The organism is Pseudomonas sp. (assembly GCF_048269965.1).
Classification (GTDB): Bacteria; Pseudomonadota; Gammaproteobacteria; order Pseudomonadales; family Pseudomonadaceae; genus Aquipseudomonas.
Window position 1 is genome coordinate 106,265 of the sequence record NZ_JBLWTV010000014.1, and the last position, 12,722, is coordinate 118,986.

14 protein-coding genes are annotated in these 12,722 nt (G+C 65.8%); 9 read left to right on the forward strand and 5 right to left on the reverse strand.

The window, feature by feature from the left end:
- Positions 1–31: 31 nt before the first annotated feature.
- Positions 32–271, reverse strand: coding sequence for a CDGSH iron-sulfur domain-containing protein (locus tag ACN0X6_RS16755; protein WP_417705631.1), 240 nt, complete (start codon positions 269–271; stop codon positions 32–34).
- A gap of 90 nt (positions 272–361) precedes the next feature.
- Between ACN0X6_RS16755 and ACN0X6_RS16760 the strand changes: the two genes are divergently transcribed.
- Entirely contained in the window at positions 362–1,453 is a 1,092-nt protein-coding gene (locus tag ACN0X6_RS16760; RefSeq protein WP_417705633.1) for an endonuclease/exonuclease/phosphatase family protein, read from the forward strand.
- Positions 1,454–1,547: 94 nt separating this feature from the next.
- Positions 1,548–2,282 carry a substrate-binding periplasmic protein gene (locus tag ACN0X6_RS16765; protein ID WP_417705693.1) on the forward strand — a complete coding sequence of 245 codons (735 nt, stop codon included), beginning with the start codon at positions 1,548–1,550 and terminating at the stop codon, positions 2,280–2,282.
- Between the two features lie 4 nt (positions 2,283–2,286).
- Here the strand turns inward: ACN0X6_RS16765 and ACN0X6_RS16770 are convergent, their stop codons facing one another.
- Positions 2,287–3,093, reverse strand: coding sequence for a prolipoprotein diacylglyceryl transferase family protein (locus ACN0X6_RS16770; protein WP_417705635.1), 807 nt, complete (start codon positions 3,091–3,093; stop codon positions 2,287–2,289).
- Between the two features lie 7 nt (positions 3,094–3,100).
- Positions 3,101–5,635, reverse strand: coding sequence for an ATP-dependent helicase HrpB (gene hrpB / locus ACN0X6_RS16775; protein ID WP_417705637.1), 2,535 nt, complete (start codon positions 5,633–5,635; stop codon positions 3,101–3,103).
- 128 nt (positions 5,636–5,763) lie between these two features.
- Between hrpB and ACN0X6_RS16780 the strand changes: the two genes are divergently transcribed.
- The 5 genes from ACN0X6_RS16780 to ACN0X6_RS16800 all read left to right on the forward strand — a co-directional run bounded on the left by ACN0X6_RS16780 (position 5,764) and on the right by ACN0X6_RS16800 (position 8,708).
- Entirely contained in the window at positions 5,764–6,183 is a 420-nt protein-coding gene (locus ACN0X6_RS16780) for a polyribonucleotide nucleotidyltransferase (RefSeq protein WP_417705639.1), read from the forward strand.
- A 31-nt stretch (positions 6,184–6,214) separates the two neighbouring features.
- Positions 6,215–7,069: a cation diffusion facilitator family transporter gene (locus tag ACN0X6_RS16785; protein WP_417705641.1), complete on the forward strand. Its 855-nt coding sequence runs from the start codon at positions 6,215–6,217 to the stop codon at positions 7,067–7,069.
- Between the two features lie 372 nt (positions 7,070–7,441).
- Positions 7,442–7,921 (forward strand): Lrp/AsnC family transcriptional regulator, encoded by a 480-nt coding sequence (locus tag ACN0X6_RS16790; RefSeq protein WP_004424680.1) that lies wholly within the window; start codon positions 7,442–7,444, stop codon positions 7,919–7,921.
- 90 nt (positions 7,922–8,011) lie between these two features.
- Entirely contained in the window at positions 8,012–8,230 is a 219-nt protein-coding gene (locus ACN0X6_RS16795) for a DUF2788 domain-containing protein (RefSeq protein ID WP_003240295.1), read from the forward strand.
- 85 nt (positions 8,231–8,315) lie between these two features.
- On the forward strand, positions 8,316–8,708 hold the full coding sequence (locus ACN0X6_RS16800) for a globin (RefSeq protein WP_417705644.1): 393 nt from the start codon (positions 8,316–8,318) through the stop codon (positions 8,706–8,708).
- 206 nt (positions 8,709–8,914) lie between these two features.
- Here ACN0X6_RS16800 and ACN0X6_RS16805 read toward each other — a convergent pair whose 3' ends face one another.
- Positions 8,915–9,535 (reverse strand): pseudouridine synthase, encoded by a 621-nt coding sequence (locus ACN0X6_RS16805; RefSeq protein WP_417705646.1) that lies wholly within the window; start codon positions 9,533–9,535, stop codon positions 8,915–8,917.
- Between the two features lie 123 nt (positions 9,536–9,658).
- Here ACN0X6_RS16805 and ahr point away from each other — a divergent pair, with 123 nt between their 5' ends.
- Both ahr and ACN0X6_RS16815 read left to right on the forward strand, forming a co-directional pair.
- Positions 9,659–10,690, forward strand: a complete 1,032-nt coding sequence (gene ahr / locus ACN0X6_RS16810) for an NADPH-dependent aldehyde reductase Ahr (protein WP_417705648.1) — start codon at positions 9,659–9,661, stop codon at positions 10,688–10,690.
- Positions 10,691–10,902: 212 nt separating this feature from the next.
- A complete protein-coding gene (locus ACN0X6_RS16815) occupies positions 10,903–11,340 on the forward strand; it encodes an acetyltransferase (RefSeq protein ID WP_417705650.1) in 438 nt (145 codons plus the stop codon).
- Here the strand turns inward: ACN0X6_RS16815 and ACN0X6_RS16820 are convergent.
- Positions 11,333–12,676 carry a PLP-dependent aminotransferase family protein gene (locus ACN0X6_RS16820; RefSeq protein ID WP_417705652.1) on the reverse strand — a complete coding sequence of 448 codons (1,344 nt, stop codon included), beginning with the start codon at positions 12,674–12,676 and terminating at the stop codon, positions 11,333–11,335. The two genes, ACN0X6_RS16815 and ACN0X6_RS16820, sit on opposite strands and share 8 nt — an antisense overlap.
- Positions 12,677–12,722 lie beyond the last annotated feature (46 nt).

Below are 12,722 nucleotides of genomic sequence, written 5' to 3' on the forward strand. Positions count from 1 at the left end.
CGTTGCTCCCACTGCCCTGGCCTCGCCGACACTACAACCTGTTATGGCTGCCATCGCAACAGGGTGGTGTGGCCGTGTGCTTGCAGCCACAGAAAAATACCCGTTCGGTGCGTTCTGCATGGTACTTCTGTGGCGTCAGTCCACTGCCCTTGTGGCTGCCATCGCACAATGGCTGGCTGGCGCTGTGCCCGCAACGGCACCAGAAATAATCCCGCCCGGCTTCCACATTCACCGCGTAGGGGCCACGCTGGGCGATCAGCGGCTGGTTCATCGCAACCTCCCGGCAGGATCGCGCATGCCTGGGCCGACAGGCCGCAGTCAGGTATCCTCGCCTCCTTCCAGCATAGTCGCCCGTTTCGCCATGTCCCTGCCCCGCCCGCTTCGTCTGCTCCTGATCACTGTGTTGTCATTGCTCGCGGTGCTGATTGCGCTGGTCTACAGCCTGACCTGGCGCCCGCTCCCCCGGGAAGAGGCAGCCGTGTCATGCAGCGGCCAGGTCGCTCAACTGCAACCTGGCCAGGCACTCAAGGTGATGACCTGGAACCTGCAGTACCTGGCCGGCAAACGCCATGTGTTCTGGTACGACCTGCCCGGCGGCGATGGCCCGGATGAGCGCCCGAGCAGCGCCGACCTGGCCGTCACTCTGGACGAAGTGGTGCGCGTGCTGCGCGACGAACAACCGGATGTCGTGCTGCTGCAGGAGCTGCACGACAACGCCAGGGCCAGCGACTACCAGGATCAGCTGGCCCTGCTGCAGGCGCGTCTGAGCGACCTTTACCCCTGCAGCACCCAGGCGTTCTCCTGGAAGGCCGGCTTCGTCCCGCACCCGCGCATCCTCGGCAGCGTCGGCATGAAGCTCGGCACCCTCAGCCGCTTCCAGATCGCCCGCGCCGAGCGCCTGCAACTACCCATGCTGGAAAGCGACCTGCTGAGCCGTCAGTTCCAGCTCAAGCGCGCCCTGCTGGTCAGCTACCTGCCGATTCGTGGCGGCGACGAACTGGTGGCGATCAACACCCATTTCGATGCCTTCGCTCAGGGCGCGGACACCATGCAGCGCCAGGTGCAAATGACCGATGGCCTGCTCCAGCAATTGCAAGGCACCGGCAAGACCTGGGTGCTGGGTGGCGATCTCAACCTGCTGCCGCCCGGCCAGTTCCAGCATCTGCCGGAGGATCAACGTAGCTGGTACGCCGCCGACAGCGAACTGCAGGACCTGGCCCGGCGCTACCCGATGATCCCCAGCCTGCAACAGGCCAGCGGTGCGGATCAGGCCAGGTGGTACACCCATTACCCCAACGACCCGGCCGCCAGCGGCCCGGATCGCACCCTCGACTACCTGTTCTACAGCCCGCGCCTGACGCCCTTCGCCAGCCAGGTTCGCCAGCACGATACCCTGAGCATTTCCGACCATTTGCCGGTGATCGGTCGCTTTTTCCTGCCAAGTCAGGAATAAACGTGCAGAACTGGACAAGTCCACCGCGACTTGTCCATGCTCGTGGGGCACCACTCGATAACAACAAATGACGGCCAAGAGCCGCAATACCCGGATGCCAAGACGCTTCTGCCTGATATTCATCGTCCTGCTATGGCTGCACGCCGCTCATGCTGCCGAGGCCAGGCAACGCGTTCACGTGGGTTACTACGAGTTTCCACCCTTTTCCTATACCGACGCACAAGGCCAGCCCAGTGGTTCAGGCCTGGAGCTGACCGCACGCCTGCTCGACGAGGCGGGATACCAGGCAGACTTTCGCGCCTACCCCGGTGCCCGCCTCTACAGCGGCCTGCTCGACGGCAGCATACATATCTGGGCCGGCGCCTCAGGCAAGCCGGAGCTGGCCGAGCACACCCTCGAAGGCAAGCACCTGCTGGGGGAGATCACCCTCAACCTGTATTTTCGCCATGACACGCCTGCGCCGCGCATTCCGCATGATCTGCAGGATCGTGGGGTGATCCTGATCACCGGCTACAGCTACTGGCAGGACGTCAATCAATGGCTGGAAGATCCGGCGCGCAATATCACTCATCACCGTACCGCCAACCACAGCTCGGCCCTGGAAATGCTGGCGCGCCGACGCGGCGACTACCTGCTGGACTATCAGGCCCCCGTCGAACAGGCCAAACGCGCACTGGGCATGGGCGACCTGCCCTTCGTCGAGGTACAGCGCTTGCCGCTGCGGCTGATCTACTCCCGTCATGCGCCTGATGCCGAGCGCCTGCGCGAGGAGCTGGATCGGGTGTATCAGCAATTGCAGGATGCCGGCGAGGATCTGTGGCTGAATTGAGGCTTCAATCTTCCCGCAATCGGGCCAGTGCCCGCTCCAGACTGGCATGCGACAGCTCGCCCAGATGACTGCCGACCTGCCGGCCCTCGGCGTCGTAGAACAGTGTGGTGGGTAACGCCCGCGAGCCCACCAACTGACCCAGCTGCACCTGCTCGTCGAGCAGCAGGTTGTCCAGGCTCAGTTGCTGCGTCAGGAGGAAGTCACTCACCAACGCAGCGCTTTCCCCCTGGTTGACGAACAGGATGGTAATCCCTGCTTCACGCTGCTGCGCCTGCATCAACACCGGCATCTCGCGCCGACATGGCGGGCACCAGGTCGCCCACAGGTTGATCACCAGCGGCTGACCGGCGTAGTCACGCAGGTTCACCGGCTCACCCTGCATATCCCGCACCTGCAGACCGGGCAACCGCGTGCCCTGCTCGAGCGCATGCAACATCAGGTTGCCGCCGAGCCACAGTGCCAGCCCGACGCTCATCGCCACCCCCAACGGCCGCCGCAATGGTGCCTGACGCCAGAGATACCAGGCGCCCAGCGCCAGCCCTGCGAGCACGCCTGGCCAGGCGATGAAACCACCATCGCGGATATCCACCACCCGCCACGGCTCATCGCGGTAGTACCCGGCATACAGCAGCACGAACGCCAGCCGCGCCACCAGCAGCCCCAGCATGAGCATGCGGAACAGCTGACTTTCCGGATTGCAGCCGTGGCGCCGACCGATCAACCAGCCAACCAGGGTGGCCAGCAGCAGGCTGCCAAACAGCAGCACATGGGATACACCAAGGGCCAGGGGCCCGACATCCAGGGTCAGCATCGACTTCTCATTTTCTCGGTTTGGCCCGTGCAGTGGGCTCGGCAATCAGCGGGTCATCCGGCCAATAATGCTTCGGATAACGCCCCTTGAGATCCTTCTTTACATCCAGGTAGGTATTGGCCCAGAAGCTGGCCAGGTCCTGGGTCACCTGCACCGGCCGCCGCGCTGGTGACAGCAAGTGCAGTTTGAGACCGAGGCGGCCACCGGCGATGCGCGGCGTGGCGGCCAGGCCGAACAGCTCCTGCAGGCGCACGGCGAGCACCGGTGGGTGCTCCCTGTAGTCGATGGCGATGCGTGAACCGGACGGCACGTTCAGCGCGCGCGGCGCCAGCTCGTCGAGGCGCTGCGGCAGCGGCCAGGGCAGTAGCGTCTGCAGGATCGACGGCAGGTCGAGGCCTGCGAAGTGGCTGAGGCGATTGACCTTGCCCAAATAGGGCGTCAGCCACTGTTCGAGGCTGGCCAGCAGCGCGACATCGGACAGGTCCGGCCATTCGCTTTGCCCTTGCTGTTGGATGTCCAGCTCGCGCAGCAGCGCCACTCGCGCCTGCCACTGCCGCAGCTCGGGCGTCCAAGGCAGCAGCTCCAGGCCCTTGCGCCGCACCAGGCCGACCAGCGCACGGCTGCGCGCGGCCTCGTCCAGCGCAGCCAGCGCCTGGCGTTCCAGCACCAGTTCGCCGACCTTGCGTTGGCGCTCGGCGCGCAACACGCCTTCGCGTTCGTCCCAGTCGAGCACGTCCAGCGCCTCGACCTGCTCGGCGAGCTCACGCTCGAACAGCGCCGGGTCGAGATCGGCGGCGAGGTAGATGCGCTCCTCACGCTGGCCCTGGCGGCTGCCCAGATCGGCCACCACCAGCCATTCGTGCTTCATCAGGGCATCGGCTTCGCCGAACTGCGCGGCGCGGCCATTGGCCAGTCGGTAGTCGGCGCCACCGGCGCGGCGCTGCTGGGCGATGCGGTCGGGGTAAGCGAAGGCCAGCAGACAGCCGAGCCAGCGCGGGTGCTCGGGGTCGCTCACGGCCTGGCTTATCGACCGGCCTCTAAGCAATCCGTGGAACTGCTTCGCCAGTTGCCGCGCCCTCTGCACGCCGCCTTGGGCCGAGCGCACGGCGCGGCTTTCGCCACCAAGCAGGGCCAGACGACTGTGCAAGTCGGCGCCACCGCCGCGCAGGATATCGCGCTCGGACAACAGCGCCGCCAGGTCGCAAGCCAGCGCACCGAGGCCCAGAGCCTGGCCGCGCAGCAGCAGGTGGGCAATACGTGGATGGCTCGGCAGCTCGGCCATGGCCTGGCCGTGGGCATTGAGCGCACCACGTTCATCAAGGGCGCCGAGACGGCCGAGCAGATCCAGCGCCTGTGCGTATGCGGCCGGCGGTGGCACGTCGAGCCAGCTCAGCTCCGATGGTGTCACGCCCCAACGCAGCAGTTGCAGGGCCAGCCCGGCCAGATCGGCCGCAAGGATTTCCGCACTGGAATAGGCGCTGAGCTGCTCGTGCTGCGCCTGCGACCACAGCCGATAGCAGGCGCCCGGCTGCAGGCGCCCGGCACGCCCCGCGCGCTGGGTGGCGGAGGCGCGGGAAATGCGCTGGGTGTCGAGCCGCGTCATGCCGCTGGCCGGGTCGAAACGCGGCACTCGCGCCAGGCCGGCGTCGATGACCACGCGCACGCCGTCGATGGTCAGGCTGGTCTCGGCGATGTTGGTGGCCAGCACCACCTTGCGCTTGCCCGCGGGCGCTGGCTCGATGGCGGCGCGCTGGGCGGACAGATCAAGCTCGCCATGCAGCGGACAGAGCAGGATGTCGTCGCGACCGCCCAGGACATCCCCCAGTTGCTCGGCCACGCGGCGAATCTCGGCCTGCCCCGGCAGGAACACCAGCAGGCTGCCCGGCTCGTCGGCCAGCGCCTGCTGCACCGTCTGTACCACGCGCGGCTCGATCCACTCACCGGGCGCCAGCGGCACACTCCAGCGGATATCCACCGGGAACATGCGCCCTTCGCTGCGCAGCACCGGTGCATCACCCAGCAATGCGGCCAGGCGCTCGCCTTCCAGGGTGGCGGACATCAGCAGCACCTTGAGCGGCGCCTCGCCACTGTCCGCACCGCGAAACATGGCGCGGCCATTGAGCGTCAGCGCCAGGGCCAGATCAGCGTCCAGACTTCTTTCATGGAATTCATCGAAGATCACCAGACCGACGCCGTCCAGCGCCGGATCATCCTGCAGGCGACGAGCGAGAATGCCCTCCGTGACCACCTCGATGCGCGTGTTCGGCCCCACCTTGCTATCCAGACGAATGCGATAGCCGACCGTCTCACCCACCCGCTCGCCCAGCTCGCTGGCCAGACGCTCGGCAGCGGCGCGCGCTGCCAGGCGACGCGGTTCGAGCATGAGGATGCTCTGCCCGGCCAGCCAGGGCGCGTCGAGCAGCGCCAGCGGCACGCGGGTGGTCTTGCCGGCGCCGGGTGGCGCTTCCAGCACCACTTCGTGGCGATCGGCCAGCGCGTCGCGCAGGGCGGGTAACAGGGCATCGATGGGCAGGGTGTTCATCATTTCTCCACAGCAGGCCGGCGATTATAACGGCGAACCGCCTGTCAACTTGCTGGTCTGAAACAGCGCGCTGCAGTTTTGCAATTACCGCCTTGCTATAGTTGCGCCACTTTTTTCTGGAGGTGCTCATGCGCACGAAATCCCGCGTCATCGTCGGCGTTATCGCCGCTACCCTGCTCACTCAACTCTCTGCCTGTGGCACGATTTTCTACCCGGATCGGCGTGGCCAGATCGAAGGCAAGATCGACCCGCTGATCGCCGGGGCCAACGCCGTCGGCATCCTCTTCTTCGTCATCCCGGGCCTGATCGCCTTCGCCGTGGACTTCGCCACCGGCGCCATCTACCTGCCCGAAGGCCAGACCGCACAAGTCGACCCGCAGCAGCTCAAGCAACTGATCGGCGAAGACGGCAAGGTCGACCAGTACGCACTCAAGACGCTGATCGAAACCCGCACCGGCCACCAGCTGCCGCTGGACGACCCGCGTCTGATCCAGCACAGCGGCAGTGCTGAGCAACTGGCCGCCTACGGCCTGCGCCCGGCTGCCTGAGCCCGTGCACAATCCGCCGCATGCCAGGCTGATGCGCCTGGCCACTCGCGCCGCGCTGAGCGTGGCGCTGACGCTGGTGCTGGCCAAGGCGATTGCCTGGTGGCTGAGTGGTTCGGTCAGCCTGCTGGCCGGCCTCACCGACTCGCTGCTCGACAGCGCCGCCTCGCTGATCAACCTGATCGCCGTGCACTTCGCCCTGCGCCCTGCGGACGAGGATCATCGCTACGGCCACGGCAAAGCGGAGGCGTTGGCCGGGCTGGCCCAGGCGCTGTTCATTGGTATCAGTGCCATCCTCATTGGCCTGCAAGGCATCGAGCGTCTGCAAGCGCCACAGCCGCTGGAGGCCGAGGGCCTCGGCATTGCCGTCATGCTGCTGTCGCTGGCGCTGACCGTCGCGCTGCTGATGTTCCAGCACAAGGTGGTGCGCGAAACCGGCTCCACCGCGATCCATGCCGACTCGCTGCACTACCGCTCCGACATCCTGCTCAACAGCAGTATTCTGCTCGCCCTGCTGTTGACCCGTTTCGGCTGGCTGCAGATGGATGCGATCTTCGCCATCGGCATCGCCGTCTACATTTTCTGGAGCGCCATCAGCATCGTGCGCGGTGCGATCGGCGTACTGATGGATGAAGAACTCCCAAGCGAAACCACTCAGCATATGTACGAGCTGGCTACCTCGGTGCCAGGCGTGCTCGGCGCGCACGATCTGCGCACGCGTATTTCCGGTACGCGCTGGTTCGTCCAGTTGCACCTGGAGCTGCCGGGCGAGATGAGCCTGTCCGACGCGCATGCGCACTGCGAGGCCGTGGAAAAGGCGATCCATGGCCACTATCCACGCGCCGAAGTGCTGGTACACGCTGATCCGTCGGAAGTGGTCCAGCACTGACCGCAGCGCCCCGCCTCTGGAAAACCGCCAAAGCCCACGGGCCTCCTGCAGAAATCCCAGGCAATAAAAAGGGGCCTTGCGGCCCCCTCGGGAAATCTGTCCGGTGCTGGCGATGCTGTCGCCGCTTTCGTCGCCCGCCTGGTTGGGCAGTGCGGACCCGGGTGCCGGTGCGATCCGGTAGGACCGTCGGCGCCGGCTCACCTGGTTGGGCGAGGCCGGTAGGACTTGTCGTCCGGGCCGTGAAACTGAGAGAAAGCTTACGCCTTGGGCCGCTAAATAAGATTGCTAAGATTGCTTACAAACTTAGCAATTGCGCAATTAACAACTAAAGGAGCACTATCTAGCGCAATCCAATAATTAGCCAGATGAAAAATGGACAAACTCGACCGTTACGACCTGAACATTCTCGCCGAATTGCAGCGCAACGCTGCCCTGTCCAACCAGGAACTCGCCGAGCGCATTGGCCTGTCGCCCTCGCCCTGCTCGCGTCGGGTCAAACAGCTGGAAGACGACGGCTACATCACCGGCCAGGTCGCCCTGCTCGACCGCAAGAAGCTTGGCCTGAGCCTGACCGCCTACGTGCTGATCGGCATGGACCGGCATACCCCCGAGCGCTTCGAGCACTTTCAGGATGAAATCCGCAAATGCCCCGAGGTGCTGGAGTGCTGCCTGGTGACCGGGATGGACGCCGACTACCAGCTCAAGGTGGTGGTGCCGGACATGGATCATTACCAGAAGCTGCTACTCGGCACCCTGACCCGTATCGACGGTGTTTCCAGCGTGCGCTCGAGCTTCGTGCTGCAGCAGATTCTCTCCAGCACGCAGCTGCCCTTGCAGCACCTGCGCGACTGAAAGTCGCAGGGTGAAGCGGATCATGCCGCGCACCAGGTCAGGGCGCGTATAATTTGCGCCCTGCGTTTTCCGTCCGAATCACGAGGCACCATGGAAACCGAACAATTTGAAGCTCTGATGATGTACGTTCTGGTGGGCGGCCTGATGCTGTTCATGTTCTTCATCATCTGGGACCTCGCGAAGAAGTCCAAGGCCGGCCGCCTGGGCACCGCCATCCTGTTCCTTGGCCTGGGCCTGTGCCTGTTCGCCTTCCTCGCCAAGCCGATCATCACTTACATCATCGAGACCGCGCGCGGCATTCACGGCTGAACGGCCGCAGTAGCCCGCGCGCCAAATCTGATCGCCTCCAGGCCATCGTCTCGATGCGACCTGCCGCCTACTCAAGGAGTCACACATGAGCGCCGCCAATCTGGTGATGCAGAGCTATGGACGCTGCTGCGCCAGCCCGGATTTCTTCGACGGTTTCTATCGCCACTTCCTCGCCAGCTCGCCGCTGATCCGCGAGAAGTTCGTCGACACCGACATGGGCGCGCAAAAGCAGCTGCTGCGCCAGGGCATTCTCAACCTGGTGATGCACGCCCGCGGCATGCCCGACACCAAGCTGCGTGCCCTCGGCGAATCACACTCGCGCCAGCACCTGGACATTCGCCCCGAACTCTACGACCTGTGGCTCGACGCGCTGCTGCTGACCATCGGCGAACACGACAAGGAGTGCGACGCAGACGTGCGCCAGGCCTGGCGTGAAGTGCTGAACAAAGGTATCGCCGTGATCAAGGCCGGTTATTGATTCAGGTCATGCTCGCTGAGCCGGCCTCTGCGACAAAACGTCCGCTGCGCGGTGCGCCTCACTGATCACCGCGGCCGCCGCCATTCTCCCCCCAGCGGCGACACGGGAACAATCAGCGTGACCCTGGTGCGCGCGGCGCACCCTACAGGGACACCGCCGGCCGTAGGGTGCGCCGTGCGCACCAACTTCGCCTGCAATGACGCTCCCTATGGCAATAACGCCGGCACCTCGCGCCACTGACCGGGTTGCAATCCGTCCAGACGCCAGGGGCCGATGGCCACGCGCACCAGGCGCAGGGTCGGCAAGCCGACGGCGGCGGTCATGCGCCGCACCTGACGGTTGCGCCCCTCGCGAATCACCAGTTCCAGCCAGGTCGTTGGCACGCTCTTGCGAAAGCGTACCGGCGGGTTGCGCTCCCACAGTTCGGGCTCGTCCAGGCGCCGCGCCTCCGCCGGCAGGGTCGGGCCGTCATTGAGCGTCACGCCATCGCGCAACTGCTGCAGTTGCTCGGTGCTCGGCTCGCCTTCCACCTGCACCCAATAGGTCTTCGGCAGCTTGTGTTTCGGGTCGGCGATACGCGCCTGCAGGCGGCCATCGTTGGTCAGCAGCAACAGACCTTCGCTGTCGCGATCCAGGCGCCCTGCCGGATAGACGCCAGGCACCTCGACGAAATCCTTGAGCGTGGCACGACCCTGGTCATCGTTGAACTGGGTGAGTACGTCGAACGGCTTGTTCAACACCAGCAAACGCGGCTGGGCAGGCGGCGCCTTGGCGACGCGCCGAGGCGCGGCAGGACGGTGATTGGCAGGTAGACGCGGGCGAGACATGCGGCGGACTTCAATGGAACCGGGCTTCGCAGTGTAACCCACGATAAGCGCCGCTGATGGTGCTTCCACCCCCAGCCAGAGCAACTAAGCTGCAGATTCACCCCCTGCATTCAGGAGCCACCGATGAGCAACAGTGCCGAACTCGCCACCTTCAGCGGCTGGGCCGCCACCGCACCCAAGGCAGCGCTGGAGCGCCTGACCTACGACCCTGGCCCGCTCGGCGCCGAAGAAGTCGAAGTGGCGGTGGAGTATTGCGGCATCTGCCATTCCGACCAGTCGATGATCGACAACGAATGGGGCAACGCGCGTTACCCCTTCATCCCCGGCCATGAGGTGGTCGGCACCATCGTTCGCCTTGGCGAGCAGGCACGCGGCCTCAAGCTGGGGCAACGGGTCGGTATCGGCTGGTACAAGGGCAGTTGCATGCACTGCGGCTCGTGTATGGAAGGCTCGCACCAGCTGTGCCGCTCGGTGAAGCCGACCATCGTCGGCAGCCATGGCGGTTTCGCCGACCGCCTGCGTTCGCACTGGGCCTGGGCCGTGCCGCTGCCCGACGGCCTCGACCCGGCCCTGGTCGGGCCGCTGTTCTGCGCCGGCTCCACGGTGTTCAGCCCGCTGCTGGAATTCGACATCAAGCCCACCGACCGCGTCGGCGTGGTCGGCATCGGCGGTCTTGGCCACCTGGCGCTGCGCTTTCTCAATGCCTGGGGCTGCGAGGTGACGGCCTTCACCTCGTCGCTGAACAAGCAGGACGAGGCCAAGCGTCTGGGCGCGCACAAGGTGGTGGCCTCCACCGACAGTGCGGCGATGAAGGCGATTGCCGGTAGCCTGGATTTCCTTCTGGTCACCGCCAGCGCCGACCTCGACTGGATCGCCCTGCTCGGCACCCTGCGCGGCAAGGGCCGGCTGCACTTCGTCGGCATCGTGCCCAGCGCCATCCCGGTGCACGTGTTCAACCTGATCCCGCAACAGAAGAGCCTGTCCGGCTCGCCAGTGGGCTCGCCCTCGAGCATGGCGACCATGCTCGAATTCTGCGCGCGCCACCAGATCCTGCCGCAGGTCGAGCACTTCCCCATGAGCCAGGTGAATGCGGCCATCGATCACCTGCGCAGCGGCAAGGCGCGCTACCGCGTGGTACTCGACGCCAGCAAATGACAGCACGGGCGAAAGCTGTCGGCGTAACGTGGGTGTAGGAGCCGGCTTGCCGGCGATCATAGGCCCGGAAGGATCGCCCGCAAGCGGGCTCCTACCTATCGCCTGGATGTTGCGCGCCAAGGACAAATCCGCACCTACAGGGTTGAGAGGCCTTGAGACACTCAACCGACGGGTATACTCCATCCCCCGCTTGCCTACCGATACCAATTAGCATGCTGATTCTCGACACCCCCACCGATGCCGAACTGCCCACCCTGGTGGACATCTGGGAAGCTGCCGTGCGCGCCACCCACCACTTCCTCCCGGAAAGCGACCTGCAGGTGATCAAGCCGTTGCTGCGCGAGCAATATTTCCCGGCCGTGCAACTGACCTGCGCGCGGGACGAAACGGGGCGGATACTGGGTTTTCTCGGTACGAACGAGGGCATGGTGGAAATGCTCTTCGTCGATCCGGCCTGCCACGGCCAGGGCGTGGGCAAGCGGCTGATGCGCCATGCCATCGACGAACTGGGCGCCACTCGGGTCGACGTCAACGAACAGAACCCGCAAGCCGTGGGGTTCTACCAGCACCTGGGATTCGTGGTGACCGATCGCTCGCGCCTGGACGCCGGCGGCCGGCCCTTTCCGATCCTGCATATGACGCTCAGCTGATAGGCCAAGCAGCCACTATCCCTTCCAACGCCCGCTTGAGTTCGACCCGGCTGGCTGCCGCCGCAAGGCTTACACGCACGGCGTTCCCCGGACTGGCCTCGACCGCGAACACCTCGGCCGGCACCACTTCCACGCCATGCTGCCGGCAGGCCTCAGCCAAACCGGCCGGAGGCTCGCCATCGAGCCACAAATGCGGCGCCACCGCCCTGCCCTGCGGCATGCGCGGGCCGAGCACGCGCGCAGCCAGGCGCCAGCGCTGCTGCAACTCCTCGATCTGCCAGGCCAGGCGCTGCTCGGCAATGCTGCTTTCGATCCACTCACAGGCCAAGGCCAGGCTCAGCGGCGTCACCGCCCAGCGCGTGGCCTGGGCCTCGGGGTCGATACGTTCGAGCAGCTCGGGCGCGCCGGCGATAAAGCCCAGGCGCAAGCCCGGCGCGACGCTCTTGGACAGGCTGCTGATCAGCAGGCAGCGCTCGGCAAGCTGCACCGCCAGCGGCGCCTCGCTGCCCAGCACGCCGTAGACATCATCCTCGACGATCCACAACCCGCGCCGCCGCGCCACCTCGGCGATGGCTGCGCGGCGCTCGGCGTCCAGGCTGGCGCCGGTGGGGTTCTGCAAACAGGGTGTGAGCACCGCCACGCGAGCCCCGGTGGCACGGGCCAGCCTGTCGAGGTCATCGGGCAGGATGCCGTGCTCGTCCATCGCCACGCCATGCAGCGGCAGGCGCAACTGGCGCGCAGCGGCCTTGATTCCCGGTGCGGTGTAGCGCTCCACCAGAATCGGCTCGCCCGCTTCGCACAGCGCCAGCAGCGCGGCCGAGACGCCCTGCTGAGCGCCGGCGCACAGCAGCAGAGCGCCCGGCGCCAGTTCCAGGCCACGCCTTCGCAGCCAGGTGACCCCAGCCAGGTGCGCGCGCTCGACCAATGCGGCCGACGGGTAGGCCTGCAGCGCGTCCAGCTCGCCACGAGCAGCCAGCGCGGCGAGGCTCGTGGAGAGATCGCGGTTATCCGAGTCATGCACCGGCACGTTGGTCGACAGGTCGATCAGCTCGCCCTGCGCGGCCGGCTGCTTGAGGCGGAACAGGCTCGCTTCGTGGCTGCTGGCGAGCACGTAGGTACCGCGCCCGACCTCACCGGAGACCAGGTGCCGACGCGCCGCTTCGCGATAGGCGAGCATCACCGTGCTCGGATTGATGCCCAGCGTCCAGGCCAGGCGTCGCTGCGGCGGCAGGCGCTCACCGGGCTTGAGTTCGCCACGGCCAATGGCAGCGGCGATGGCCTCGACCAGCGCGAGATACGTCGGAAGGGAGTTGTCTTGAAGATCAGGAAGCCACATTGCTTGCCATGCAATATAAACATTTACCCATACAATGCACCGCACT